At 61.6% G+C, this 24752-nt stretch carries 26 protein-coding genes; 9 read left to right on the forward strand and 17 right to left on the reverse strand.

What is annotated here, in order from left to right; all coding sequences use genetic code 11:
- From H7A77_RS23105 to mtnK, 6 genes are all read right to left on the reverse strand, one after another.
- The coding region (locus tag H7A77_RS23105; RefSeq protein ID WP_304621570.1) for an urease accessory protein UreF at positions 1-440 on the reverse strand (440 nt) is incomplete at its 3' end.
- Positions 437-1033 carry an urease accessory protein UreE gene (ureE, locus tag H7A77_RS23110; RefSeq protein WP_182074708.1) on the reverse strand — a complete coding sequence of 199 codons (597 nt, stop codon included), beginning with the start codon at positions 1031-1033 and terminating at the stop codon, positions 437-439. The genes ureE and H7A77_RS23105, both read right to left, overlap by 4 nt.
- A gap of 12 nt (positions 1034-1045) precedes the next feature.
- A complete protein-coding gene (locus H7A77_RS23115) occupies positions 1046-2761 on the reverse strand; it encodes an urease subunit alpha (protein ID WP_033641966.1) in 1716 nt (571 codons plus the stop codon).
- A gap of 3 nt (positions 2762-2764) precedes the next feature.
- Positions 2765-3211 (reverse strand): urease subunit beta, encoded by a 447-nt coding sequence (locus H7A77_RS23120; RefSeq protein ID WP_033641965.1) that lies wholly within the window; start codon positions 3209-3211, stop codon positions 2765-2767.
- A gap of 55 nt (positions 3212-3266) precedes the next feature.
- Positions 3267-3569, reverse strand: coding sequence for an urease subunit gamma (locus H7A77_RS23125; RefSeq protein WP_025160087.1), 303 nt, complete (start codon positions 3567-3569; stop codon positions 3267-3269).
- A gap of 510 nt (positions 3570-4079) precedes the next feature.
- The gene (gene mtnK, locus H7A77_RS23130; RefSeq protein WP_046897644.1) at positions 4080-5279 is read right to left on the reverse strand and encodes an S-methyl-5-thioribose kinase; all 1200 of its coding nucleotides are present in this window, start codon (positions 5277-5279) and stop codon (positions 4080-4082) included.
- Positions 5280-5425: 146 nt separating this feature from the next.
- Between mtnK and mtnA the strand changes: the two genes are divergently transcribed.
- Positions 5426-6454 (forward strand): S-methyl-5-thioribose-1-phosphate isomerase, encoded by a 1029-nt coding sequence (gene mtnA / locus H7A77_RS23135; RefSeq protein WP_069099966.1) that lies wholly within the window; start codon positions 5426-5428, stop codon positions 6452-6454.
- A gap of 17 nt (positions 6455-6471) precedes the next feature.
- On the opposite strand, the gene H7A77_RS23140 is transcribed toward mtnA, so the two are convergent.
- Genes H7A77_RS23140 through H7A77_RS23150 form a run of 3 tightly spaced genes read right to left on the reverse strand, consistent with a single transcriptional unit; the run spans position 6472 to position 8311 of the window.
- Positions 6472-7014, reverse strand: coding sequence for an acireductone dioxygenase (locus H7A77_RS23140; protein ID WP_072628338.1), 543 nt, complete (start codon positions 7012-7014; stop codon positions 6472-6474).
- Entirely contained in the window at positions 7011-7700 is a 690-nt protein-coding gene (gene mtnC, locus H7A77_RS23145; RefSeq protein ID WP_042783729.1) for an acireductone synthase, read from the reverse strand. The genes H7A77_RS23140 and mtnC overlap by 4 nt, the downstream gene beginning before the upstream one ends.
- Positions 7697-8311 (reverse strand): methylthioribulose 1-phosphate dehydratase, encoded by a 615-nt coding sequence (locus H7A77_RS23150; RefSeq protein WP_015376724.1) that lies wholly within the window; start codon positions 8309-8311, stop codon positions 7697-7699. Before H7A77_RS23150 ends, mtnC begins: the two co-directional genes overlap by 4 nt.
- Before the next feature lie 164 nt (positions 8312-8475).
- Between H7A77_RS23150 and H7A77_RS23155 the strand changes: the two genes are divergently transcribed.
- Genes H7A77_RS23155 through H7A77_RS23165 form a run of 3 tightly spaced genes read left to right on the forward strand, consistent with a single transcriptional unit; the run spans position 8476 to position 11072 of the window.
- Entirely contained in the window at positions 8476-9636 is a 1161-nt protein-coding gene (locus H7A77_RS23155; protein ID WP_182074709.1) for a pyridoxal phosphate-dependent aminotransferase, read from the forward strand.
- Entirely contained in the window at positions 9624-10397 is a 774-nt protein-coding gene (locus H7A77_RS23160) for an amidohydrolase (RefSeq protein ID WP_033641957.1), read from the forward strand. Before H7A77_RS23155 ends, H7A77_RS23160 begins: the two co-directional genes overlap by 13 nt.
- Before the next feature lie 39 nt (positions 10398-10436).
- A complete protein-coding gene (locus tag H7A77_RS23165) occupies positions 10437-11072 on the forward strand; it encodes a LysE family translocator (protein ID WP_033651005.1) in 636 nt (211 codons plus the stop codon).
- 14 nt (positions 11073-11086) lie between these two features.
- Here the strand turns inward: H7A77_RS23165 and hpxK are convergent, their stop codons facing one another.
- From hpxK to H7A77_RS23200, 7 genes are all read right to left on the reverse strand, one after another.
- Positions 11087-12331: an allantoate amidohydrolase gene (hpxK, locus tag H7A77_RS23170; protein ID WP_182074710.1), complete on the reverse strand. Its 1245-nt coding sequence runs from the start codon at positions 12329-12331 to the stop codon at positions 11087-11089.
- A complete protein-coding gene (locus H7A77_RS23175; protein ID WP_033641955.1) occupies positions 12328-13572 on the reverse strand; it encodes an alanine--glyoxylate aminotransferase family protein in 1245 nt (414 codons plus the stop codon). Before H7A77_RS23175 ends, hpxK begins: the two co-directional genes overlap by 4 nt.
- 46 nt (positions 13573-13618) lie before the next feature.
- Complete coding sequence (locus H7A77_RS23180) at positions 13619-14362, reverse strand: amino acid ABC transporter ATP-binding protein (RefSeq protein ID WP_033641954.1); 744 nt, start codon at positions 14360-14362, stop codon at positions 13619-13621.
- A complete protein-coding gene (locus H7A77_RS23185; protein ID WP_033641953.1) occupies positions 14343-14999 on the reverse strand; it encodes an amino acid ABC transporter permease in 657 nt (218 codons plus the stop codon). The genes H7A77_RS23180 and H7A77_RS23185 overlap by 20 nt, the downstream gene beginning before the upstream one ends.
- The gene (locus H7A77_RS23190) at positions 14999-15664 is read right to left on the reverse strand and encodes an amino acid ABC transporter permease (protein WP_033634112.1); all 666 of its coding nucleotides are present in this window, start codon (positions 15662-15664) and stop codon (positions 14999-15001) included. Before H7A77_RS23190 ends, H7A77_RS23185 begins: the two co-directional genes overlap by 1 nt.
- Before the next feature lie 12 nt (positions 15665-15676).
- On the reverse strand, positions 15677-16468 hold the full coding sequence (locus tag H7A77_RS23195; RefSeq protein WP_042783724.1) for a transporter substrate-binding domain-containing protein: 792 nt from the start codon (positions 16466-16468) through the stop codon (positions 15677-15679).
- A gap of 216 nt (positions 16469-16684) precedes the next feature.
- The gene (locus H7A77_RS23200; protein WP_042785644.1) at positions 16685-17524 is read right to left on the reverse strand and encodes a MurR/RpiR family transcriptional regulator; all 840 of its coding nucleotides are present in this window, start codon (positions 17522-17524) and stop codon (positions 16685-16687) included.
- A 142-nt stretch (positions 17525-17666) separates the two neighbouring features.
- On the opposite strand from H7A77_RS23200, the gene H7A77_RS23205 reads away from it, so the two are divergent.
- Genes H7A77_RS23205 through hpxZ form a run of 4 tightly spaced genes read left to right on the forward strand, consistent with a single transcriptional unit; the run spans position 17667 to position 21253 of the window.
- Positions 17667-19253 carry a gamma-glutamyltransferase family protein gene (locus tag H7A77_RS23205; RefSeq protein WP_033634114.1) on the forward strand — a complete coding sequence of 529 codons (1587 nt, stop codon included), beginning with the start codon at positions 17667-17669 and terminating at the stop codon, positions 19251-19253.
- Between the two features lie 24 nt (positions 19254-19277).
- Complete coding sequence (gene hpxX / locus H7A77_RS23210) at positions 19278-19469, forward strand: oxalurate catabolism protein HpxX (RefSeq protein WP_033651000.1); 192 nt, start codon at positions 19278-19280, stop codon at positions 19467-19469.
- Positions 19466-20860: an AtzE family amidohydrolase gene (locus tag H7A77_RS23215; RefSeq protein ID WP_072628343.1), complete on the forward strand. Its 1395-nt coding sequence runs from the start codon at positions 19466-19468 to the stop codon at positions 20858-20860. The genes hpxX and H7A77_RS23215 overlap by 4 nt, the downstream gene beginning before the upstream one ends.
- Before the next feature lie 3 nt (positions 20861-20863).
- Entirely contained in the window at positions 20864-21253 is a 390-nt protein-coding gene (gene hpxZ, locus H7A77_RS23220) for an oxalurate catabolism protein HpxZ (protein WP_182074711.1), read from the forward strand.
- A gap of 48 nt (positions 21254-21301) precedes the next feature.
- Here hpxZ and H7A77_RS23225 read toward each other — a convergent pair whose 3' ends face one another.
- Positions 21302-22180, reverse strand: a complete 879-nt coding sequence (locus H7A77_RS23225) for a siderophore-interacting protein (RefSeq protein WP_042783720.1) — start codon at positions 22178-22180, stop codon at positions 21302-21304.
- 229 nt (positions 22181-22409) lie between these two features.
- Between H7A77_RS23225 and H7A77_RS23230 the strand changes: the two genes are divergently transcribed.
- Positions 22410-24650, forward strand: a complete 2241-nt coding sequence (locus tag H7A77_RS23230; RefSeq protein ID WP_164058017.1) for a TonB-dependent siderophore receptor — start codon at positions 22410-22412, stop codon at positions 24648-24650.
- The last annotated feature ends 102 nt before the right edge of the window (positions 24651-24752 follow it).

The raw sequence follows: 24752 nt of genomic DNA on the forward strand, positions 1-24752 counted from the left end.
CCCGCGCCCAGCGCCGTCATCACTACCGCCTGCGTCACCGGATAGGTGCCGGCGGCGCGGCCGGTTTTGATCTGCTCAAGCCACCAGACCACCTGGGGCTCATCACAGATGGCCGCCGTCATTTCCGCCAGCTTCTTTCCCATCCTCACCACCATGCTGCGGCTTTCTTCATTTAGCTTGCGGTTGAACAGCGCCCAGTCGTGCCCGATAACCGCCTCGCGATCGCCCCCCTGCAGCGCCCGGCAGGCCGCCGCGACCGCCCGGCCGTCGCCGCCCGCCGCCTGTTGCAAAGCGGTGCGGGTGAACGATTTCAGCGTGTCGACATCGCGCACGATGCCGGCCTGGATCGCCGACTCGACGCCATTGGAAAAGGCAAACGCTCCCACCGGCAGCACCGAGTCGGCAAACTGCAGGATGCGAATCAGCTGAACAGCGTTCATTTCAATTTGATCACATGCTGACCGAGGAATGGGCTGTCAACATGCACATGGGTGGCGGAGTCCTCCGCGCCGCCGAACAGCAGGCGCGCTTCGGGCTGGGTCAGATGCGGCAAAATGCTTTCGCCCTTCACGAACGAATAAGGTAGCGCATGAAAGCCGTGGGTTTTCATCACCGAATCCATCACCTTGGTCGCCACCGTCAGCGGAATAAAGATGCGATTCCCTTTGATGACCGATTTCCAGTGCTGATTGCCCAGCGCATGCCCCAGTTCGAACGCGGTCTTCAGCACCGTCGCCATATCGGTCGCCAGCAGCGACTCAAGATGGATTACCATCACATCGCGCAGGTTCATCTGCACCACCACCGCGCTGCGGTTCGCTTCGTCCCAAAGCAGCACATCGCCGTCGGCCAGCACCTGGTGACGATCGAGGGAAATGCCGAGATCCTGACCATCGCGGGTGGTTTTGCGACAGCGGCTTTTCTGCGCCTCCCACTGCGAGAGCGCCAGCACGTCCAGCGAGGCGTGTTGCAAGCGCTCACGCCAGACGGCATCCCGTTTGATATTGCCGAGTATCTTTTCAATCACGATCATGAGCGGCGGTTCCTAGCTGAAGAAGTAGCGTTGATTAAGCACGGCGGTGGCGATCGGCTTCACCGTGGCGTGTTCGCCGTTGACCTTGACGGCGAAGGTTTCGGGGTCCACCTCGATGTGCGGCGTTTCCGCGTTGCGCACCATGTCCTGCTTGGAGATCGCGCGGCAGTTATGCACCGCCATCACCTGCCGCTCCAGCCCCAGTTTCTCTTTGATGCCGTCGTGTAATGCCGCGCCGGAGACGAAGGTGACGCAGGTTTCCTGCAGCGATTTGCCCATGGCGCCGAACATCGGTCGGTAGAACGTGGGCTGCGGCGTCGGCAACGACGCGTTGGGATCGCCCATCACCGCCCAGTTAATCATCCCGCCCTTGATCACCAGCTTCGGCTTGGCGCCGAAGAAGCGCGGCTCCCACAGCACCAGATCGGCCATCTTGCCGACCTCGACCGACCCCAGCACGTGGCTGATGCCCTGCGCGATCGCCGGGTTGATGGTGATCTTCGCCACGTAGCGCAGCACGCGGAAGTTATCGTGTTCCGCCGCATCTTCCGGCAGCTTGCCGCGCGCGGCTTTCATCGCGTGCGCCGTCTGCATCACCCGCAGCCAGTTTTCGCCAACCCGCCCCATCGCCTGGGAGTCGCTGGAAAACATCGACAGCACGCCCATGTCGTGCAGCACGTTTTCCGCGGCGATGGTTTCCGGCCGCACCCGGCTTTCAGAAAACGCCACGTCGGCCGGCACATTGGGGTTGAGGTTGTGGCACACCATGATCATATCGAACAGTTCGGCCTGACTGTTGATGCCGAACGGCAGCGTGGGGTTGGTGGAGCTCGGCAAGACGTTCATCTGCGCGGCGACCTTGATGATATCCGGCGAGTGCCCGCCGCCGGCGCCTTCGGTGTGGAAGGTGTGGATAGTGCGCCCTTCGAAGGCGTCGATGGTGTCCTCGACGTAGCCGCCCTCGTTCAGGCTGTCGGTATGCACCGCCACCTGAATATCCATGTCGTCGGCCACCCGCAGCGCGTGGCGCAGCGCGGAGTTGGTGGCGCCCCAGTCCTCATGCACCTTCAACCCGGCCACGCCGGCGGCGATCTGTTCGACCAGCGGCGCAGCGTGCGAAGCGTGCCCCTTGCCGAGCATCCCCACGTTGACCGGCATGCTCTCAAAGGCGCGCAGCATGCGGTGGATATGCCAGGGCCCGGCGGTCACCGTGGTGCCGTTGGAACCGTCGGTCGGCCCGACGCCGCCGCCGAAGAAGGTCGTCACGCCGTTGGAGAGCGCATGTGCGGCCTGCTGCGGCGAAATGAAATGAATGTGCGTATCGATGCCGGCGGCGGTCAGGATCAGGTGTTCGCCCGAGATGGCGTCGGTGCTGACGCCCACCACCATGCCGGGCGTGACGCCGTTCATCATCGCCGGGTTGCCGCTTTTGCCAATGCCGGCGATCAGGCCGTTTTTAATGCCGACGTCCGCCTTGATCACCCCTTGCCGGGCGTCCAGAATGGTCACATTGGTAATGACCAGATCCAACACATTGTCGCTGGTTAATCGGTTATCGGCGCCCATGCCGTCGCGCAGCGACTTACCGCCGCCGTAGACCGATTCCTCACCGTAACCGCGCAGATCTTTTTCTATTTCAATAAACAGTTGCGTATCGCCCAAGCGAATTTTATCGCCGGTGGTCGGGCCGAACAGCCCGGCATATTCCTGCCTGGAGATCGTTGGCATGCTTTATTCCTCGTCCGTCTTGATGGGCGCCTGATCGCGGTTTTTATAACCCAGCTCAATAGCTCGCTTTACATCTATAGTTTTCTTTACTCTTTCACCGGCGGCTACCGGGCTGTCGCCCGCCCAACCGTCCACCAGATTATTAAAACCATAAACCGTTTGCTTGCCGCCGATGGCAATAAGCGCCACCTCGATTTCATCGCCGGGTTCAAAACGGATCGCCGTCGTGGCGGTGATATTTAACCGTTTGCCAAAGGCGGCGGCGCGATCGAACTGCAGCGCTTTGTTGGCTTCGAAGAAATGAAAGTGTGAGCCGACCTGAATAGGCCTGTCGCCGGTGTTGCGCACCGTTAAAATAACCGTCTCGCGATCTTCATTGAAGGTGATGGGACTTTCGGACAGGATATAGCCGCCTGGCGGCACGTGCTTTTCTTTGTCATGCTTTTTCATCGGAATACCTGTGCTGATAAGATTCGTCCATGGGATTCAGGAAGGCCATCGGCGCTTATTGAATAGGATCGTGCACCGTCACCAGGCGGCTGCCGTCGCTGAATATCGCCTCGACCTGCACATGCGGGATCAAGTCCGCCACGCCGTCCATGACGTCATCGCGGCTCAAAACCTGCCGCGTGTCGTTCATGACTTCTTCCAGCGTTTTTCCCTCGCGGGCGCCCTCCAGCGCCGCGGTGGTAATAATGGCCACCGCCTCGGGATAATTAAGCTTTATCCCTCTGGATTTTCGTTTTAATGCGACGTCAGCCAGGGTATAGACCATCAGCTTTTCGATTTCTCTTGGCGTTAATTGCATGGAGCACTCCGATCTCGATAGAAATAATCAGACAAAGTGAGGCCAAAGGTTACTTATAGTTAATAACCTTGCGTTATTTATTTACGATTGTCCGACACTCGAATAATCTAGGGGGTAATATTGAGATAATCAACCCGCTGCTTTATTCAAACCCAAGCATGAGCTATCCCATTTCCTAAAAAAGTAACGGCGACGTGATAGTTTTTATCGATAAAAAGTCTTTTTTCATCTTCCCACTCCCACAATAAAACGATCAAAAAAAGAACGGATGGCGTTTTTTTATTTTAATTACCATCATGAAAGCCAGATAAATAAGCACTGTCCTTATGGATGGCGTTAATATTAAAGACATGTAACCAACGGTCATAAAATATAATTAAATTTACAAATAAGAAGCGAGTGAAAATACCTTTTTAGTTAAAAACAATTTATCTATTCTGTTACTGATGCCAATAAGTTATTAAAAAAAACCCGGCCGCAGCCGGGTTTGCCTCATTACTGTCGGGCTCTTCAGCCTTGCTGACGAATGCGCGCCAACAGCGCGTCGATATGCTCGATTTGCGGCGCATTGACGATCAGCGTGCGCCCCAAACCCAGCGCATGACGCTGACAGTCGAGGCGCATGTCGGCGTCGGCGATGCTGTCCAGATCGGCGACGTGCGCCAGGCCGATAGTGCGCCGAATCAGCTCTGTGCCGCAGTACCCTACCGCATCAGTCCAGACCTGCTGCAGGAACTGCTCGGCGTAACCCGGCGTCGCCAGCGCCGCATCGCGGCTTTGCTGATGGCACAGCGCCAGGAAACGATCGGCAAAGATCAGCCACAGCTCGCGCACATCCTGCAGACGCTGCTCGCGCCCGGCGGCGGCGTCGCGCGGCCCGAACAGCCCAGGCTGGCCGCAATAGTTGAGCAGCAGATTGCCTAACGCAGTGCCGACATCAAAACCGATCGGGCCGTAGAAACCGAATTCAGCGTCGATCGCTTTCAATCGCCCTTCCGCCACGAAAATTGAACCGCTGTGGATATCCCCGTGCAACAACGCCTCCGCCTTGCTGAGAAAGCGGTGTTTCAGGCCGGCGACCGCCAGCTTCAGCGGCGCATCCTCACGCAGCGCCTGCACCTGCGGCAACAGCGCCGCCTCGAACTGATTACGCTCGTGGTCGATATAGGGATCGGTAAAGAACAGATCTTCGGTGATCTGGCACAGCTCGGGGTTGGTGAAACGGCTGACTTCCGCTTTTTTCTGCTGCGCCGACTGATAAAAATCGGAGGTGTGGAACAGCGTCTGCGCCAGGTATTCCGCCAGCTGACCGGCCGCCAGCGGATGATAGTTCCCCTGCACCAGTTCGCTGCGCCAGATGCGATGATCGGAGAGATCTTCTTGCACCATCACCGCCAACTCGGGATCGTGGTGCAGGACTTTTACCGTATGTCGCGGGCAGAAACCGCCGTGGATCAACAGCGTTTCCGCTTCGATGCGCGCCCGATCCAGCGTCAGCGGCCAGGATTCGCCCACGCAGCGCACGTACGGCAACGCCTGTTTGACGATCACCCGGCTCACGCCTTCGCGATCGCGGATCTTGAACACTAGGTTCAGGTTGCCGTCGCCGATCTCGTCGGCGCTCACCAGCGCCTGCGGATCGGCCACCTGCCCGTATTGGCGAGCATATTCAACGGCATCGGCAGCCGTAAACGTACGATAAAGCGACATTCCCCAACCCCTCTGTTCTCTCTCGCTGCCCCCAGCGATTCTGTTTATTTAGACGTAAAAGCATTTGGACGTCTATACATCTGGAAGTCATGTTGGCAGAATAGCGTTTCAGATGCAATAACCTCGCAACAAGGAATTAACCGCCGATGCAAGCGCTTAACACCACCAGTTTGACCCTGCGGGACAACCGCCTTTGGATCCTCGATCAGCAAGCCCTGCCGCAGGAAAAGCGGTGGCGCGCCTGCGACAGCGTGGAGGAGTTGGTCGGGCACATTCACAGCCTGCGGGTGCGCGGCGCGCCGCTGATCGGGCTGTCCGCCAGCCTGCTGTTGGCGCTGCTGGCGGAACGCGGTGTGCCGCGCGCCGAGCTGGAACAGGCGCTGCACACGCTGCGCGCCGCCCGCCCGACGGCGGTTAACCTGATGAACAATCTGGATCGCATGAAGCTGGCGCTGGCGGAGCCGGACTGGGCGCCGGCGATGGTGAACGAAGCGCTGCGGCTGGTGGAGGAAGATCGCCGGCTGTGCGATCGCATCGCCGATCACGGCGCTGGGCTGGTCAAGCCCGGCAGCCGCCTGCTGACCCACTGCAATACCGGCGGGTTGGCCACCGCCGGCGTCGGCACCGCCATCGGCGTGCTGCTGCGTGCCCACCAGCAGGGCAAAGTGCAACAGGTATGGGTTGATGAAACCCGGCCGCTGCTGCAGGGCGGCCGTCTGACCGCCTGGGAACTGGGCGAGCTGGGCATTCCCTATCGTCTGATCTGCGATTCGATGGCCGCCAGCCTGATGGCGCAGGGCCAGGTCGATGCGGTGTGGGTCGGCGCGGATCGCATCGCCGCCAACGGCGACGTCGCCAACAAGATTGGCACCTACAGCCTGGCGGTGCTGGCGCACTACCATGGCATTCCATTCTATGTGGCTGCCCCGCATACCACCCACGATCCGCACTGTCCGGACGGCGCCGCCATCCCGATCGAGCAACGCGCGGCGGCCGAAGTCACCGGCGTTTCAGGCAGCTTCGGCGCCTGCCAGTGGGCGCCGGCCGATGCGCCGGTCTGCAATCCGGCGTTCGACGTCACGCCGGCCAAGCTTATCAGCGGGTGGGTGTTCGACAGCGGCGTGATCACGCCGCAGCAGGTTGAAGCGGGGATTTTCCAGCGGGCGCTGGGTTAACGCCCGCCGGTTGACGATCAGTCCAGGCGCGGATAGGCATCGGCGATCGTGTCGCCGGTGAAGTGCGCCACCCAGCCTTCCGGGTTGTCAAATACCCGGATCGCGGTAAAGTGCGGCGCCGAGCCCATATCGAACCAGTGACGGGTGTTGGCCGGCACCGAGATCAGATCGTTCTTTTCGCACAGGATCTGGAAGATCTTGCTGTCCAGATGCAGGCAAAACAGCCCCGCCCCTTCAACGAAAAAGCGGACTTCATCCTCGCCGTGCGTGTGTTCGGACAGGAATTTTTCGCGCAGCGCCTGACGCTGCTCGTGATCCGGCCGCATGCTGATCACGTCCCAACTCTGGTAGCCCTTTTCCGCCACCAGCCGGTCGATCTCATGCTGGTAGGCGGCGATCACCGCCTCCGGCTGCGGGTTGTCGCCCAACTCGCGATCCGCCTGCCAACGCTCAAAGCGCACGCCGATCTGCGCCAGCTGGCGCTGGATTTCCTGCGCGTCGCGGCTCTGCCACAGCGGCTGCTGCGGTGCTGTATCACTGAAAATGGTCAATCCACTCATGAGACAAACTCCCCTAAATCGATGTGATCAAAACGGCTGACCTGCGGATGCCGGCTCTGTGCGTCCGCCTCATCGCGGATCAGCTGGCAGGTATGCCAGCCGGCGGCCTGCGCGGCGTCCAGCTCCTGGTGAATATCGGACAGGAACAGCAGTTCGTCGGGCGCGATGCCGATAGCCTGCGCGATGTTGCGGTACGACGCGGTTTCACGCTTGGCGCCGACGCGGGTGTCGAAATAGCCGCTGAACAGCGGCTGCAGATCGCCGGCGTCGCTGTGGCCGAACAGCAGCTTTTGCGCCTCCACCGAACCGGAAGAATAAACGTAAAGCTTCAGCCCCTGGCGCTGCCAGGCAGCCAACTGCCCGGCGACCTCCGGATAAAGATGTCCGCGGAAGTCGCCCTCGCGATAGCCGCTGCGCCAGATGATGCCCTGCAGCGCCTTGAGCGCGGTGGATTTGCGATCTTCATCCATAAAGCGATACAGCGCGGCGATCAGCGCATCGAGATCCGCCTGCGGCTGGTCTATTTCAGCGCGCAGCGCCGCCAACGGCGCGGCGACTTCGCTCTCCGTGGCGTGACGGCGTACAAATTCCGCCAGCCGCTCGCGGGCATAGGGAAACAGCACCTGATGCACGAAGCGAATATCGCTGGTGGTGCCTTCAATATCGGTTACGATAGCGCGGATCATTTCGCCTCCAGCAAGCGACGTTGCAGTTCACACTGGAACAGGAATTCCAGCCCTTCGAGATGGCGGCGGGCTTCCGCCACCTGGCTTCCCCAGCAATAGAGACCGTGGCCGCGCACCAGAAAACCGTACTGCAGCGGCGTGACCTCGGCATAGGCCGCGACGCGCGACGCCAGCCGGGGAATGTCCTGATCGTTATCGAAAATAGGGATCGCCACGCTGTCCAGGTGGCTGCGCTGACCGGCGAGCGACTTTTGCATTTCATACCCCTGCAGCACCAACGCATCGCCGCGTTCCACCCGCGACAACACGGTGGCGTTGACGGAATGGGTATGCAACACCGCGCCAAGATGCGGGTACAAACGATAGAGCAGCGTATGCAGCCCGGTTTCCGCCGACGGCGTACGGCCGCTCGGCACGTGATTGTCAGCGATATCCACCCGCAGAAAATCGGCGGCGCTCAGACTCCCTTTGTCTTTGCCGGACTCGGTGACCAGGCACTGGCGTTCGTCGAGGCGCAGCGACATGTTGCCGCCGGTCGCCGGACACCAGCCTTTGTCGCCAATCCAGTGGCAGGCCGCCAGTAATGCGGTAAGTTGCGGATTCTCCGTCATTGTTATCGTTTCCCGTTCGGTATAGCGGTCAGCAGGTGAGGCTTAGCCGGCTGCGCGACAGGCTAAGCACTTTTTCGCATTTAGCCATCTAAGCGTCTTGATTGCCAAATACTAGCATCGTGTTATATTGACGGCAATATAAGCGCCTGGAGTATTCACCTGCTATGAGCACTTCCGCATTGATTCCCGACAGTAAACTGCCTGCCCTGGGCACCACCATCTTCACCCAAATGAGCGCGCTGGCGCAGCAGCATCAGGCGATCAACCTGTCGCAGGGCTTTCCTGATTTTGACGGGCCGGACTACCTGAAAGCACGCCTGGCCTGGCACGTCGCCCAGGGCGCCAACCAATATGCGCCAATGACCGGCGTGGCGGCGCTGCGCGAAGCCATCGCCGACAAAACCGCCGAGCTGTATGGCTGGCAGCCGGATGCCGGCAGCGAAGTGACCGTCACCGCCGGTGCCACCGAAGCGCTGTTCGCCGCCATCACCGCGCTGGTGCGCCCCGGCGATGAGGTGGTCTGTTTCGATCCGAGCTACGACAGCTACGCGCCGGCGGTGACGCTGGCCGGCGGCGTACTCAAACGCCTCGCCCTGCAGCCGCCCGCATTTGCCGTGGATTGGCAACGGTTCGCCGCCGCGCTGTCGCCGCGCACCCGTCTGGTGATCGTCAATACGCCGCACAACCCGTCCGCCACCGCCTGGCAGGCGGAAGACATGCAGCAGCTGTGGCACGCCATCGCCGAACGCGAGATCTACGTGCTCAGCGACGAAGTCTACGAACACATCTGCTTCGCCAAAGGCGGGCACGCCAGCGTGTTGGCCCACCCACAATTGCGCCAACGGGCGATCGCGGTGTCCTCCTTCGGTAAAACCTTCCACATGACCGGCTGGAAAGTGGGTTACTGCGTGGCGCCCGCCGCGCTGAGCGCCGAGGTGCGCAAGGTGCATCAATACCTGACCTTCTCGGTCAACACCCCGGCGCAGCTGGCGCTGGCGGATAACCTGCGCGCCGAGCCAGAGCACTGGCGACAGCTGCCGGCATTCTACCGCGCCAAGCGCGACCGCTTCGTGCAAGCGCTGGCGAGCAGCCGACTGGAAATTTTACCCTGCGCGGGTACATACTTCTTGCTGGCGGACTACAGCGCCATCTCCGATCTGGACGATGTGGCGTTCTGCCATTGGTTAACCGAGCACGTGGGCGTGGCGGCCATTCCGCTGTCGGTCTTCTGTGCCGATCCTTTCCCCCATAAATTGATCCGGCTGTGCTTCGCTAAACAGGACGCCACGCTGGATGCAGCTGCGGAGCGGTTATGTCGACTTTAAAAATTACCCTGTTGCAGCAACCTCTGGTCTGGCGCGACGGCCTCGCTAACCTGGCCGCCTTCGACGCGTTGCTGGCGCCGATCGTCGGGCGCGATCTCATCGTCTTGCCGGAAATGTTCACCACCGGTTTTGCCATGGATGCCGGCGAGAGCGCCCTGCCCGAACAGCAGGTGATCGACTGGCTGCACGGCTGGGCGGTGAAAAGCCACGCGTTGATCGGCGGCAGCGTGGCGCTGAAAACCGCCGAAGGCGCGGTCAATCGCTTCCTGCTGGTGGAGCCGGGCGGCCAGGTGCATGCCTATGATAAACGCCATCTGTTCCGCATGGCCGGCGAACACCTGCACTATCAGGCCGGCAACCGGCGCGAAATCGTCGAGTGGCGCGGCTGGCGCATTCTGCCGCAGATCTGCTACGACCTGCGTTTCCCGGTCTGGGCGCGCTATCAGCAGGATTACGATCTGGCGCTGTACGTCGCCAACTGGCCGGCGCCGCGCAGCCGCCATTGGCAAACGCTGCTGGCGGCGCGGGCGATTGAAAATCAGGTGTATGTGGCGGGCTGCAACCGGGTGGGCGACGATCCGAACGGCCTGAACTACAGCGGAGACAGCCTGATCATCAGCCCGCAGGGCGAGATCCTGGCGGATGCCGAGCCCGGCGCAGCCGCGCGGCTGGACGCCGAGCTGTCGCTGGAAACCCTGCAGAGTTACCGCAGCGCCTTCCCGGCCTGGCGCGATGCCGACAGCTTTCTGCGTCTTGACTGAATTCCCGGCACCTTAGCCGATAACGCAAGGAGAAGTGATATGGATATGACGACACTCTTGCTCTATATCGTGGCCGTCGCGGCGGTCACCATTACGCCGGGCCCAACCATGCTGTTGGCGCTCAATAACGGCGCCACCAAAGGCAAACGCGTCGCCGCCTGCGGCATTGCCGGTGCGGCGCTGTCCGACCTGCTGTTGATCGGTGCCGTCGGCTGCGGCTTAGGGGCAATACTGCAAGCTTCCGAACTGCTTTTCACGCTGGTCAAATGGGCCGGCGCCGCTTATTTGTTCTATCTAGCCTGCCAACTGTGGCGCGCGCCGCTTGGCACCCCGCAGGCAGCACAGAACGCGATGCCCGGCGCCCGCAACGGCCGCGCCGCGTTTATGCGCTCGCTGCTGGTCGCACTCTCCAACCCCAAAGGACTGCTGTTCTTTTCCGCCTTTCTGCCGCAGTTCATCCAGCCAGCGGGCGACGTAGCGCTGCAATACGTGATTCTCGCTTTGGTGACCGCCCTGATCGATATCGCTCTGATGAGTCTCTACGCGCTTGGCGGCCACCATGCTATGCGTATATTTTCCGGCCGCGCTCTGCGCTGGCTAAACCGCACCTGCGCCGGACTGCTGGCCGGATTGGCCATCGCCCTGAGCTTCTATCGTCGTAACGCGTCATCTTAGGAAGTCTCATACCCTCATCTTAGCTCCCAGCCGGCGATCGTCAGGCAATAGGCCTGGATCGCCAGCGCTACGTCAGCCTGCCGCACCGCTTCAGCCGGATGATGGCTGACGCCGCCGGCGCAACGCACGAACAGCATGCCGACCGGCCATTGCGCCGCCACGGCGATGGCGTCATGACCGGCGCCGCTCGGCAGCGCCAGACTCTGCCCCTGTACCTGCTCGACGGCCGCCTGCCAGCGGCGCTGCAGATCGCCATCGCAGGCGGTGGCGTCAATGCGGTAAAACTCCTCGCTGGCGAAGCGCGCTCCGCGGCGTGCGCAGATCGTCTGCGCCTGCGCCAGCAACGTCGCCAACAGCGCCGCCAGCGGCGCATCCTGCGGGCCGCGCACGTCGAGCGTCAATCGCACTTCGCCCGGGATCACGTTGGCCGCGCCCGGCAGGCTCTCGATGCAGCCGACGGTGGCCACTAGATGCGGATCGGCTGCGCGGGTCAACGTTTCAACCGCCGTTATCCATTCCGCCGCGGCCGCCAGCGCGTCTTTGCGCTGCCCCATCGGCACCGTACCGGCATGGCCCGCTTCTCCGCTAAAGACGCAGTTAAGCCGACGCGCGCCGTTGATCGCCGTCACCACCCCCAGCGCCAGGTCGGCCGCCTCCAGACATGGGCCCTGTTCGATATGCAATTCCAGATAAGCGCGGATTTCCTGCGGCGCGCGGCGCGCCTGCGCGATCGCCGTCGGCTCCAGCCCGAAGTCGCGCATGGCCTGCGCGATGCTCACCCCGTCCGCGTCAGTCTGCGCCAGCCATTCCTGCGGCCATTGGCCGGTCAAGCCGCGGCTGCCCAGCAACGTCACGCCGAAGCGAGCGCCCTCTTCGTCGGCAAAGCCGATCACCTCCAGCGCCAGCGGCAAACGGCGCCCCTGGCGATGGTATTGCGCCACCGTTTCCAGCGCCGTGAGCACGCCGAGCATGCCGTCATAACGCCCGGCGTTGCGCACCGTGTCCAGATGCGAACCGAGCAGCAGCGCGGGGGCGCCGAGCGTTAGCCCTTCATAACGGCCACAGATATTGCCGACGCTGTCTTGCCACACCCGCATGCCGCTCTCGCGCATCCATTCGCCCACCAGAACGTTGGCGCGCCGATGTTCCGCAGACAGATAAAGACGCGTCAGTTTACCGGGCTCCGCGCTGATCGCCGCCAGCTCGTCACAGCGCGCCATCACCCGCGCGGCGGCCTGCTGCGCCTCCTGCGGCGTCATTCTGGCCGTCCTGCATCGTACAGGTTCCAGGCCGCCTGGAGGGCCTCCCCCTGTTGCGTGGCGAAGCCCAACCGGTTCAACACCGCCTCCAGCGCCGCCAGCGTTTGCAGCACGCAATCTTTGCGCGCGTTGTAGCCCATGGTGCCGATGCGCCAGATCTTGCCCTGCAGCGGGCCGAAAGAGGTGCCGATTTCGATAGCGAAATCGTTCAGCATCATCTGCCGCACCTGCTCGCCGTGCACCTGCGGCGGGATCATCACGCCGAGCACGTTATTCATGCGGTGCTCGAGATCGCCGAACACCGCCAGCCCCATGCCTTGGATGCCCGCCAGCATCGCCGCGCCGTGCAGCCGGTGGCGGGCAATGGCCTGATCCAGCCCTTCCTCGAGGATCACCCGCGCGCATTCTCGCGCCGCGAACAACATGCTGGTGGCTTCGGTATGGTGATTCAGGCGTTCCGGCCCCCAATAATCCATGATCATGCCGAGGTCGAAATAGTTGGAGTAGATCATCTCGTCGTCGCCGTCGGCATGTTCGGCGGTGCGGATCCCCTCCTCCACGCATTTGCGACGGCGCACGATCTCTTCAAACTGCGGGCTGAGGGTGACCGGCGAACTGCCGGAAGGGCCGCCCAGGCACTTCTGCAGCCCGGCGGAGACCGCATCCAGCCCCCAGGCGTCGGTCTCCAGCGGGTTGCCGCCAAAAGACGCCGTCGCATCGGTATAGAACAGCACGCCGTGGCGGCGGCAGATATCGCCCAACTCATGCAGCGGCTGCAGCATGGTGGTGGACGTATCGCCCTGCACCGTCAGCAGCAGGCGCGGGCGCACCCGCTTAATCGCGTCTTCGATGCGATCGGCGCTGAACACCTCGCCCCACGGCGCGTCGATCGTGTGTACCTCGGCGCGACAACGGCGGGCAATTTCGCACAGCAGATGTCCGAAGCGGCCGAATACCGGCACCAGCACCTTATCGCCCGGACGAATGGCGGAAACCAGCAGCGCCTCGATGCCGGCGCGCGAGGTGCCGTCCACCAGCATCGTCCAGCGGTTTTCGGTGCGGAACAGCGCGCGATACAGCGCCATGACCTGATTCATGTAACCGGTCATTGCCGGATCGTACTGGCCGATCAGTTGGCTCGACATGGCGCGCAGCACGCGCGGATCGGCGTTGATCGGCCCCGGCCCCATCAGCAGGCGCGCCGGCGGGTTAATCTGTTCGAACTGCGGAGTAGTTAGCATGTTATTTCCTTACCAGCTTAATAACTTGTCATTTTATTTGCCGAAATCAGGCTTCTGACAACCCGCGCACAGAAGCGATAAACTGTTTCAATTCCTGCGTTTGCGGATTGGCGAACAGCGTGCGGCTATTTCCCTGCTCCCACACCTTGCCCTGGTGCATAAATACCACCCGGTCGCCCACCTCGCGGGCGAAGCTCATTTCATGAGTGACCAGAATCAGCGTCATGCCCTCTCGCGCCAACTGTTCCAGCACCTTCAGGACTTCACCCACCAGCTCGGGATCCAGCGCCGAGGTGATCTCATCGCACAGCAACACCTTCGGTTTCATCGCCAGCGCCCGGGCGATCGCCACCCGCTGCTGTTGCCCGCCGGAAAGGTTGGCCGGCGCGTAATGCATGCGCTCACCCAATCCCACCTTGTTCAGCATCTGTTCGGCCAACTCGCGGCACTCGGCAGCGCTTTTTTTCAGCACCCGGCGCGGCGCCAGCATCACGTTTTCCAGCGCCGTCATATGCGGGAACAGGTTGAAGTTCTGAAACACCATGCCAATCGAGCGGCTGATTTCACGCGCCTGCGAATCGCGATCGGTGATGGTCATGCCGCCCAGTTTGATGCTCCCTTCCTGATACCCTTCCAGCCCGTTGATGCAGCGCAATAGCGTGCTTTTACCAGACCCGCTGCGGCCGATGATCGAGACCACCTGCCCCATGTCGATATCCAGATCCACGCCCTTCAACACATGATTCTGACCGTAATATTTTTGAACCTGATTAATGGTGATGATCGGCATGGCATTTCTTCTCCAGATAATGGCTGTAACGCGACAAGGGATAGCACATCAGGAAATAGCCCAATGCGACCAGACCAAACACCTTGAAGGGCTGATAAGTCACATTGTTCAGCATGGTGCCGGCCTTGGTCAGCTCGACGAAGCCAATGATCGACGCCAAGGCAGTGCCCTTGATCACCTGAACCGAGAAACCGACGGTCGGCGCAATGGCGATACGCACCGCCTGCGGCGTGATGACGCGCATCAGCGTCTGCGTGAAACTCAGCCCGAGACAACGGGCTGCCTCCCACTGACCTTTCGGCAAGGCGGCGATGCTGCCGGACCAGATATCCACCAGAAAAGCGCTGGTGAATAGCGTCAGCGCCAGCGCGGCCGCGGTCCATGGGCTGACGTCGACGCCGAACAGCGCCAGACCGAAAAACGCCAAAAACAGCTGCATCAGCAGCGGCGTGCCCTGAAACAGTTCAGCGTAAACGCGGACAAAACGCATTGCCCAGCGGCGTTTGCTCAGGCGCATCAACACCAGCGGCAGCGCCACCAGCGTGCCGCCGAAAAATGCCGTCAACGACAGCAGCAGCGTCCAGCGAGCCGCCAACAGCAGATTGCGCACGATGTCCCAATCGGTAAACGTCAGCATCAGTTCCGGCTCCCTAAAAAACGCCGCCCGGCGGCCAGCAACAGTTGACGCATCAACAGCGACAACAACAGATAAAGCAGCGCCGTCACCAGATAGACTTCAAAGCTGAGGAAGGTGCGCGACTGGATCAGGTTGGCGGCGAAGGTCAGCTCTTCGAATGAGACCTGCGACACCACCGAGGATCCCAGCATCACGATGATGCACTGGCTCACCAACGCCGGATAAATACGCTGCAGCGACGGCGGCAGTACGATGCGTAAAAAGGTCTGGCTGCGGCTGAGCCCCAACACGCGCCCCGCTTCCCACTGCCCCTTCGGCGTGACCTGAATGCCGGCGCGAATAATTTCGGTGCTGTAGGCGCCAAGGTTGATCACCATCGCCAGCAGCGCCGCCTGCCCGGCCGTCAGTTTCCAGCCCAGGCTCGGCAGGCCGAACACGATGAAGAACAACTGCACGACGAACGGCGTGTTGCGCACCACTTCGACGTAAACGCCCCAGAGGCGGCTCAGCGCGCCGGCCCGGCCGCTGCGGATCGCCGCGCCGCAAATGCCCAGCGCAACCCCCATCAACGTCGCCAGCGCCGTCAGCGCCATCGTCGTCAGTAACCCCGCCAACAGCTCAGGCATGTAGGGCCAGAGCGCGGAGAAATTCAGCTGATAGGTCATCCGCCGCTCCCGTTATGCGCCAAAACCATCGGGCAGCGGTGCTTTCAACCATTTCTCCGACAGGCCATTCAGCGTCTTGTCCGCCAGCGCCTGTCCAATCAGCGCATCCACCGCCGCTTTCAGGGCCGGTTCTCCCTGGCGCAACCCCACGAAGCACGGCGAATCTTTCAACATAAACTTGGCGGCCGGCGCCTTGTCCGGATTCTGGCGCGCCAGGGCGCTCACCACCATGTTACCGGTGGCGATGTACTGCACCTGCCCGGAGAGATAGGCCGACAGCGTCGTGTTGTTATCCTCATAACGCTTGATCTGCGCCCCTTTAGGCGCGCCGTCGCTCAGCACCATATCCTCCACCGCACCGCGCGTGACGCCGACGGTCTTGCCATCGAGCTGCGCCATGTCCGCCAACGCGCCGTCTTTAGGACCAAAGACCCCCAGGAAGAACGGCGCATAGGCGCGGCTGAAGGCGATGGTCTTTTCACGCTCCGGATTTTTGCCCAGGCTGGAGATCACCAGATCCACTTTATTGGTCTGCAGATAAGGCACCCGGTTGGCGCTGGTGACCGGCACCAACTGCAATTTAAGTTTCATCTTATCGGCCAGATAACGCGCCATATCGATGTCATAACCCTGGGGCTGCAGATCGGTGCCCACCGAGCCGAATGGCGGGAAATCCTGCGGCACCGCCACGCGCAGGACGCCGCGCTGCCGGATCTCTTGCAATTGATCCGCCATGGTCGGCGCGGCCTGCGCCAGCAAGGCGATCCCAGTGAAAACCGTCCACAGCGTTTTTTTGATGTTCATAGCGTATCCCCGATGGTGAAAAGATGAAACAAAAGATTCTTACACCGCAGACTCTGCAACTAATGTGCCAATCGAATATACGTCGAACCCATGCCTTAACTGGCGCTGATTAACGAGAAAAAACCTGCAGACCTCAGCGGGCCGGCGACGGAGAAAGGGAAAGCAGGCAGGCCAAATACGCACCAAAAATGTGCATCAGCACCAAAAAAGCGCCGGTTAGCGCGGTTCCAGTTCGTCCAAATCCTGATACAGACCGGCAATGTGATGAATACGCGATCGCCCCTGCTCCAACATCTCATGCAGCAGGGCGTTACTGAGCAGGTTACATAAGCTCATGGCGGCTGAATAGCTGTCGAAGGCGGAGACGCTGTCCAGCGAAGCGGCCAAATGCCAGTCCGCCAGCGGGATCAGCGACTGCGCCTGCGGTTCGCAGATCAACAGCGTCGGCACCCGGCGAGTTTGCAGCTGCGTCAGTATCGCCTTGAGCTGACGCGGCCGGCGCCGAAACGCCACCACCACCGCCATATCCTGCGGCGCGAGATCGACCAGCTCCTCCGCCAGCGTCTGGCCGGGCTGCGGCATCAGCATCACCCGCTCCCGCACCTGCATCAGCTGCTGACGCAGATGCATGGCTATCGGATAGCTGTTGCGAAATCCCAGCAGCGCGACCCGCCGCGCCCGCGCCAGTGCGGCGATCACCGCGCCGAATTGCTCCACATCGAGATGGCTCACCCAGTGCGAGAGGTTAGCCATTTCCTGCTTGTAATGCCGCGCCAGCAGCGTATTGCCCTGCACCGCATGCCTCTCGTCGGTCACCGGCATGCCGCTCTGGCGCAGGGTGCGCAGCTCAGCGCGCATGTCCTTGTAGCTGCGATACCCCAACCGCTTGAACAGCCTGCTGACCGTGGCTTTAGAAACCCCGCTCAAGCGCGCCAGCTCGGCGCTGTTGTAACTGATCAGGTCATCGAAATGATCGAGGATAAAGTCGGCGACGCGCTGTTCCTGCGGCGCCAATTGCGGATATTCGTTGCGCAGGCGTTCATCGAAGGGCTGCATCATCACTCTCGCTGTAACTTTTGTTTCACCGGAACATAGCACGCCCCGTCCCCTCTCTGACAAGCAATTAATCGTCCTGATTAAAAGTGGAACGCCTCTTGCTTCTGTTACCCAAACGCTCACCTCAGACAAGGGCAGAAATATGATTAACAGCAATACCGCGCCACAGGGCATGGCGGTCACGCCACACCATCTCGCCAGCGAAAGCGCGCTGGCGGTGCTGCGCGAAGGCGGCAACGCCATTGAGGCGATGGTAGCCGCCGCCGCGACCATCGCCGTGGTCTATCCGCACATGAACGGCATCGGCGGTGACGGTTTCTGGCTGATCGTGCCGCCGCAGGGCGAGCCGCTGACCATCGACGCCAGCGGCGCCGCCGGCTCGCTGGCGACGCCGGCGCTGTACGCCGGAGAAAGCCGCATCCCGCAGCGCGGCCCAAAAGCGGCGTTGACCGTGGCCGGCACCGTCGGCGGTTGGCAGGAGGCGTTGGCCTATTCGGCCGAACTGGGCGAAACGCCGCTGCCGCTGTCGCGGTTGCTCGCCGACGCCATACGCTACGCCGCCGACGGCATTCCGGTCACCGCCTCCCAAGAGGCGGCGACGCGCAGCAAACGCCACGAGCTGGAGGAGTTCGCCCCCTTCGCCCGCATTTACCTGCCGCAGGGAAAGATCCCGCTTGCCGGCCAACGATTCTGCCAACCGCAGCTGGCCGATACGCTGATCGCACTGAGTGAGGACGGGCTCGACAGTTTTTATCGCGGGCCGCTGGCTGAAAGCATGGCGGCGGACATGGCGATGTTGGGCATGCCGCTTACCGCTCAGGATCTGGCGAGTTATCGGCCATGCCGCCGTCCTCCGCTGCGCCTGGAACACCAAAAAGGTGAAATATTCAATCTGGCTCCCCCGACCCAAGGGCTGGTGTCGCTTGCCATACTCGGGCTAACCGACCGTCTGCCGCTGGTCGGACAGAGCGAAGGCGCCGTGGTACACGCCGTGGTCGAGGCCACCAAGCTGGCGTTCGATCTGCGCGACCGTTTCATCACCGATCCGCGCCACATGACGCAGGATCCGCAGGCGCTGCTGGCGGCCGACCATTTGGATAGGCTGGCCGGGCGCATCGACGGCCAAAAAGCGGCCGACTGGGGCCAGGGCAAAGGACCCGGCGATACGGTCTGGATGGGGGTGATGGACAGCAGCGGGCTGGCGGTCTCCTTCATTCAGAGCATCTACCACGAATTCGGCAGCGGCGTGGTACTGCCGAACAGCGGCGTCCTGTGGCAAAACCGCGGCGCCTCTTTCAGCCTGGACGCCGATCATCTGCTGGCGCTGGCGCCGGGCAAGCAGCCGTTCCATACGCTGAACCCGGCCGCCGCCCGGCTGTATGACGGACGCACGCTGATCTACGGCTCGATGGGCGGTGACGGCCAGCCGCAGACTCAAGCGGCGTTATTCGTGCGGCATGTGGTGCAAGGGTTGCCGCTGCAGCAGGCGATCAGCGCGCCGCGCTGGCTGCTGGGGCGAACCTGGGGCGAAAGTTCGGACTCATTGAAGCTTGAGGGGCGCTTTAACGCGGCGACCCTCGACTATCTGCGACAGCGCGGCCACGCCGTTGAACTGCTGCCGGCGTTCAGCGAAACGGTCGGCCATGCCGGCGCCATCGTACGCCACACCAACGGCATGTTCGAAGGCGCTTTCGATCCGCGAAGCAACGGCAGCGCCGCCGGCTTCTGACTCTCTTATTTATCGGGATCGCTTATGAACAATCAACACGCCGCCGATTGGGCGGCCTATATCCACCAGATGGAAACCGTGCTGGCCGTGGAACTGGACGATGTCCGCCGCCGGGAACTGTTGAAACAGATCGAACGCATCGCCGCGCTGGCCGAACCGCTGATGGCCTTCCCGCTGGATCCGCGCCAGGAAATCGCGGGGGTATATCGCCCATGAATCCCTTAAGCGCCCTGTCGCTCGCCGAGATCCGTACGGCCCTTGAACGCGGCGCGCTCTCGGCGCGCGAGATCGTCCGGCATACGCTCGATCACATCGACCGTCAGAATCCCGCGCTGAACGCCTTTACGCACATCACCCGGGAACGCATGCAAAAAGAAGCCGATCGCCTCGACCGTTCGCGCGCGCTTGGGCAAACGCTGCCCGCTTTGGCCGGCATTCCCTATGCGGTAAAAAATCTGTTCGACGTCGCCGGTGAAACCACGCTGGCCGGCGCCCGCCTGTTCAGCGATCGGCCACCGGCCGACCGCGACGCCTGGGGCGTCTCCCGGCTGGCGGATCAAGGCGCGTTGCTTTGCGGCATGTTGAACATGGACGCCTACGCCTACGGTTTCACCACCGAGAACAGCCATTACGGCGCCACCCGAAACCCGCATGACCTCGGGCGCATCGCCGGCGGCTCTTCGGGTGGCTCGGCCGCAGCGGTGGCGGCCGGCCTGGTGACCTTTTCGCTCGGCAGCGACACCAATGGCTCAATACGCGTGCCCGCCTCGCTGTGCGGCATTTATGGTCTGAAACCGACCTTCGGCCGTCTTTCGCGCAGCGGCAGCCAGCCGTTTGTCGACAGCCTGGATCACATCGGCCCGTTCGCCCGCCGGGTGCACGATCTCGCGACGGTGTATGATGCGATGCAGGGCATCGACGCCGAGGATCCGTTCCAGAGCGATCGGCCGATTTCCCGCACCGAAGCGTTGCTGGCGCAGGGCAGCCAGAACCTGCGCTGCGCCGTGTTAGGCGGCTATTTCCTGCAATGGTGCAATGATGACGCCAAAGCCGCAGTCAACCAGGTGGCGCAAGCGCTGGCAGCCAGCGCCGAAGTCGAGCTGCCGCAGGCCGAGCTGGCCCGATCGGCGGCCTTTATCCTCAGCGCCTCAGAGGGCGGCCATCGCTATCTGCCGCAGTTGCGCAGCCAACCCGAACGCTTCGAGCCACTGTCGCGAGAACGACTGCTGGCCGGCGCCATGCTCCCCGCCACCTGGTATTTGCAGGCACAGCGCTTTCGTCACGCGTTTCGCCGGCAAGCCGCGCCGCTGTTCAAGCACTGGGACATTTTGATCGCCCCGGCGACGCCATGCAGCGCCACGCCGATCGGCCAGGAAACGATGCGCATCAACGGCGTCGATCTGCCGATCCGCGCCAGTATGGGCATGCTGACGCAGCCGATTTCCTTCCTTGGCCTGCCGGTCGTGACGGTTCCTTTGAAAAGCGCATCCGGTCTGCCGATCGGCCTGCAACTGATCGCCCCGCCGTGGCGCGAAGATTTGGCGCTGCGCGCCGCCTATGCGCTGGAATGCGCCGGCATCGCCACTTGCGTCTGCAAACAGGAGTAATCAATGAACAGTGAACATATCGATCGGCCGGCGGTGCTGGCGGAGGTCATCGCCGCCTTTTACCGCTATGAGCAGGCGTTAATCAGCAATGACATCGATGTGCTGGACGAGTTGTTCTGGCACGACGCGCGCACGGTGCGCTATGGTGCCACCGAAAGCCTCTACGGTATCGACGAGATCCGCGATTTTCGTCAACGGCGCCCGGCCAACGGACTGGAGCGGCTGTTGGAAAACACCCAAATCACGACTTTTGGTGAAGATATGGCGGTGGCCAGCACGGAATTTCATCGGCCGGGCAGCAACCGCAGAGGGCGGCAAATGCAAACCTGGGTCAAGCTGCCCTGTGGCTGGCGCATCGTAGCGGCGCACGTCAGCCTGCTCGACGCGCCTTAGGCCTCCAGGCGGTAGAGCCCATGATGAAGGCGCACGGCGGCGGCCGACTCAGCACCAATAGGCCATGAAGTTGACGGTGGAGCGATCCAGATCGCGTTCGCCAATCAGGTAACGCCGCAGCGTTTTCACCGCGGAAGACTCGGCCGCCACCCAGGCATAGAAAGCGTTGCTGCCGGCCGCCCGCTCCCACAACACCTCATCGCTCAGGCTGCTTTCCGCCAGGGACTGCGCTTGCGCACAGGCCGATGCGGGGATATCCACCCGCTGGCGCACCGCTTCCACCAGCAGCGTGCCGTGCGCCAGCTGGCGGCCGACGTCGCGCGGCAGCCAATAAACGTCGGCGAACGGGAAATGCGCCAAATCCAGACAATCCGCCGCCACCGGCACCTCGAAAAACGCCTGCACCCGCGGCGGATTGGCCTGCTGCGCCAGCTGTTCCAGAATCGCCATCGCCGCCGGCACCGCCGTCTCATCGGCGATCAGCAACGCCTGTTGCAACTGCGCCGGCGGCGCCCATTCGTAACCGCCGCTGTCGCCGTCGAAGTCACCGTTGGGGGCGACCGTTTGAATCGTGTCTCCGGGTTCGGCATGGGTCGCCCAGGCTGAAGCCGGGCCGTTCACGCCATGCAGCACGAACTCGACGTCCATCTGATTCTGCTCGCGGCGCAGCGCACGCAGCGTATAGGTGCGCATTACCGGACGCTGTTCTTTGGGGAGCGCCATGTAATCGCCGTACCAGTCCGGGCCGTTGGCCAACGGCGTGATCTTGCCGTCCGCCGCCGGGAACAGCAGTTTGATGCGCTGGTCAGGCGCTTCCAGCTTCATGCGATGAACATCCGCACCTTCAAACACGCAGCGCAGCAAAGAGGGCGAAATCAGCGTTTTGCTTTTCAGGGTGATATCAAAAATTCTGTAGCTGGCGGACATGTTCTCGACTCTCCGGCAACGGCTGTCGCTTTTACGTATGACCGATCGGCTGCCGTGTTGGCGGCGTGGCCGCGCGATCGCGCAGCGGATAAATGTTAATAAAACTAATTAATTACGTTAATGCATCGCAAAAAATCATATCATGATTTTATTGATAACAAGAAACGTTATTGATAAAAGAAGCATTCTCAAAAAACAACGTAACGACAATATCACCTGGGAAATAACGATGAAACGCAAACCTCTTTGGGTATTAAACCCATGTCTGCTGGCGTTGCTTGCGCCGGCGGCCTGGGCAGAAGATCAGAAAAACGGCAGCGAAGAGCAGGTGGTGGTCTCCGCCAGCCGTTCGCACCGCAGCGCGGCGGAAATGGCGCAGACAACATGGGTGATCGAAAGTCAGGAGATCGAACAGCAGGTCCAGGGCGGCAAAGAGATCAAGGACATGTTGGCGCAGCTGATCCCCGGCATGGACGTCAGCGGCCAGGGCCGCACCAACTACGGCATGAATATGCGCGGCCGTTCGATGATGGTGATGATCGACGGCGTACGCCTGAACTCGTCGCGCAGCGACAGCCGCCAGTTGGATTCGATCGACCCGTTCAATATCGACCATATTGAGGTGATTTCCGGCGCGACCGCACTGTACGGCGGCGGCAGCACCGGCGGCCTGATCAATATCGTGACCAAGAAAGGACAGAAAGAGCAGCAGGTCGAATTGCAGGTCGGCGGCAAAACCGGTTTCGGCGGCCATAACGATCACGACGAGAACGTGGCGGCGGCGGTCAGCGGCGGCAACGACAACGCCTCGGGGCGGCTGTCCGTTTCTTACCAGCGTTACGGCGGCTGGTACGACGGCAAAGGCAACGAGGTGCTGATCGACAATACTCAAACCGGCCTGCAGTATTCCAATCGCCTCGATGTGATGGGTACCGGCACCCTCAACATCGACGATCATCAACAGCTGCAGCTGACCACCCAATACTACAAAAGCCAGTCCGACGGCGATCACGGCCTGTTTCTGGGGGAAAACTTCGCGGCGGTGACCGGCAACGCCAAGGCGTACAACAGCGGTAACTTAAACTCCGATCGCATCCCCGGCACCGAGCGCCACCTGATCAACCTGCAATATTCCAACACCGATTTCCTCGGCCAGGATCTGGTGGCGCAGGTCTACTACCGCGACGAAACCTTGACCTTCTACCCCTTCCCAACGCTGGCGGGCAAAGCGCCGAACTATTACGTCAGCAGCATTGGCGCTTCGCAGCAAAAAACCGATTTTTACGGCGGCAAACTGACGTTAAACAGCAAACCTGTCGACGTGCTGACGCTGACTTACGGCATCGACGCCGAGCATGAAAGCTTCAACGCCAACCAGCAGTTCTTCAACCTGGCGAAGGCCCAACAGTCCGGCGGCATGACGCTGGAGAACGCTTACGGCACCGGCCGCTACCCGAGCTATACCACCAGCAACCTGGCGTCGTTCCTGCAGGCCAGTTACGACATCAACCCCATCTTCACCCTGAGCGGCGGCGTGCGTTACCAGTACACCGAAAACAAGATCGACGACTTCGTCGGCTATAACCAGCAGCAGGCGATCGCCACCGGCGCCGCCGCCTCCGCCGACGCCATCCCGGGAGGGAAAACCGACTACAACAATGCGCTGTTCAACGCCGGTCTGTTGGCGCACTTGACCGAGCGTCAGCAAACCTGGTTCAACTTCTCTCAGGGCTTCGAGATCCCGGATCCGGGCAAGTATTACGGCAACGGCACCTACGCGTTGAACGGCGGCCATTACCAGTTGCTGAAGAGCGTCAACGTCGGCGATTCCAAGCTGGAAGGCATCAAGGTCAACGCCTACGAGCTGGGCTGGCGCTATACCGGCGATAACCTGCGCACGCAAATCGCCGCCTACTACTCGTTGTCCGACAAGAGCATCGCCATCAACAAAACCGACATGACCATTAACGTCAATGCGGACAAGCGGCGCATCTATGGGCTGGAAGGTGCGGTGGACTACTTCTTCGAAGACAGCGACTGGAGCGCCGGCACCAACTTCAACTTCATCCGTTCTGAAACCAAGGTCAACGGCGAATGGAAGAAGCTGGTGGTCGATACCGCCAGCCCATCGAAAGTCACCGCTTACGTCGGCTGGGCGCCGGGCGACTGGAATCTGCGCTTGCAGTCGCAGCAAACCTTCGACGTGTCGGACGACGGCGATTACACCAAGGCCAACTCCACCCAAGGCCGCAAAATAGATGGCTACAACACCCTCGATTTCCTCGGCAGCTATGCCCTGCCGGTGGGGAAAGTCAGCTTCAGCGTGGAAAACCTGTTGGACAAGGAGTACACCACCGTTTGGGGCCAACGCGCGCCGATCCTGTACAGCCCGACCTACGGCTCGCCTGAGCTGTACAGCTATAAAGGCCGCGGACGCACCTTCGGTTTGAATTACTCGGTGTTGTTCTGAGGATAAGGGGCCGGTCTGCCGGCCCCGTTCTCTGGGCCGCACCGTTTTGCCGAGAACGGAAACGACGAAGCCCTGAGTTATCGCTAACTCAGGGCTTCTGAA

It is taken from the genome of Serratia sp. ME47 (assembly GCF_903970925.1).
GTDB lineage: Bacteria > Pseudomonadota > Gammaproteobacteria > Enterobacterales > Enterobacteriaceae > Serratia > Serratia ureilytica.

Excerpts from the sequence above, each read along its gene's own strand:
- ureE (WP_182074708.1), bottom strand. The coding sequence starts at position 1,033 with ATGATCGTGATTGAAAAGATACTCGGCAATATCAAACGGGATGCCGTC.
- H7A77_RS23115 (WP_033641966.1), bottom strand. The coding sequence starts at position 2,761 with ATGCCAACGATCTCCAGGCAGGAATATGCCGGGCTGTTCGGCCCGACC.
- H7A77_RS23120 (WP_033641965.1), bottom strand. The coding sequence starts at position 3,211 with ATGAAAAAGCATGACAAAGAAAAGCACGTGCCGCCAGGCGGCTATATC.
- H7A77_RS23125 (WP_025160087.1), bottom strand. The coding sequence starts at position 3,569 with ATGCAATTAACGCCAAGAGAAATCGAAAAGCTGATGGTCTATACCCTG.
- mtnK (WP_046897644.1), bottom strand. The coding sequence starts at position 5,279 with ATGTCGCTTTATCGTACGTTTACGGCTGCCGATGCCGTTGAATATGCT.
- mtnA (WP_069099966.1), top strand. The coding sequence starts at position 5,426 with ATGCAAGCGCTTAACACCACCAGTTTGACCCTGCGGGACAACCGCCTT.
- H7A77_RS23140 (WP_072628338.1), bottom strand. The coding sequence starts at position 7,014 with ATGAGTGGATTGACCATTTTCAGTGATACAGCACCGCAGCAGCCGCTG.
- mtnC (WP_042783729.1), bottom strand. The coding sequence starts at position 7,700 with ATGATCCGCGCTATCGTAACCGATATTGAAGGCACCACCAGCGATATT.
- H7A77_RS23150 (WP_015376724.1), bottom strand. The coding sequence starts at position 8,311 with ATGACGGAGAATCCGCAACTTACCGCATTACTGGCGGCCTGCCACTGG.
- H7A77_RS23155 (WP_182074709.1), top strand. The coding sequence starts at position 8,476 with ATGAGCACTTCCGCATTGATTCCCGACAGTAAACTGCCTGCCCTGGGC.
- H7A77_RS23160 (WP_033641957.1), top strand. The coding sequence starts at position 9,624 with ATGTCGACTTTAAAAATTACCCTGTTGCAGCAACCTCTGGTCTGGCGC.
- H7A77_RS23165 (WP_033651005.1), top strand. The coding sequence starts at position 10,437 with ATGGATATGACGACACTCTTGCTCTATATCGTGGCCGTCGCGGCGGTC.
- hpxK (WP_182074710.1), bottom strand. The coding sequence starts at position 12,331 with ATGACGCCGCAGGAGGCGCAGCAGGCCGCCGCGCGGGTGATGGCGCGC.
- H7A77_RS23175 (WP_033641955.1), bottom strand. The coding sequence starts at position 13,572 with ATGCTAACTACTCCGCAGTTCGAACAGATTAACCCGCCGGCGCGCCTG.
- H7A77_RS23180 (WP_033641954.1), bottom strand. The coding sequence starts at position 14,362 with ATGCCGATCATCACCATTAATCAGGTTCAAAAATATTACGGTCAGAAT.
- H7A77_RS23185 (WP_033641953.1), bottom strand. The coding sequence starts at position 14,999 with ATGCTGACGTTTACCGATTGGGACATCGTGCGCAATCTGCTGTTGGCG.
- H7A77_RS23190 (WP_033634112.1), bottom strand. The coding sequence starts at position 15,664 with ATGACCTATCAGCTGAATTTCTCCGCGCTCTGGCCCTACATGCCTGAG.
- H7A77_RS23195 (WP_042783724.1), bottom strand. The coding sequence starts at position 16,468 with ATGAACATCAAAAAAACGCTGTGGACGGTTTTCACTGGGATCGCCTTG.
- H7A77_RS23200 (WP_042785644.1), bottom strand. The coding sequence starts at position 17,524 with ATGCAGCCCTTCGATGAACGCCTGCGCAACGAATATCCGCAATTGGCG.
- H7A77_RS23205 (WP_033634114.1), top strand. The coding sequence starts at position 17,667 with ATGATTAACAGCAATACCGCGCCACAGGGCATGGCGGTCACGCCACAC.
- hpxX (WP_033651000.1), top strand. The coding sequence starts at position 19,278 with ATGAACAATCAACACGCCGCCGATTGGGCGGCCTATATCCACCAGATG.
- H7A77_RS23215 (WP_072628343.1), top strand. The coding sequence starts at position 19,466 with ATGAATCCCTTAAGCGCCCTGTCGCTCGCCGAGATCCGTACGGCCCTT.
- hpxZ (WP_182074711.1), top strand. The coding sequence starts at position 20,864 with ATGAACAGTGAACATATCGATCGGCCGGCGGTGCTGGCGGAGGTCATC.
- H7A77_RS23225 (WP_042783720.1), bottom strand. The coding sequence starts at position 22,180 with ATGTCCGCCAGCTACAGAATTTTTGATATCACCCTGAAAAGCAAAACG.
- H7A77_RS23230 (WP_164058017.1), top strand. The coding sequence starts at position 22,410 with ATGAAACGCAAACCTCTTTGGGTATTAAACCCATGTCTGCTGGCGTTG.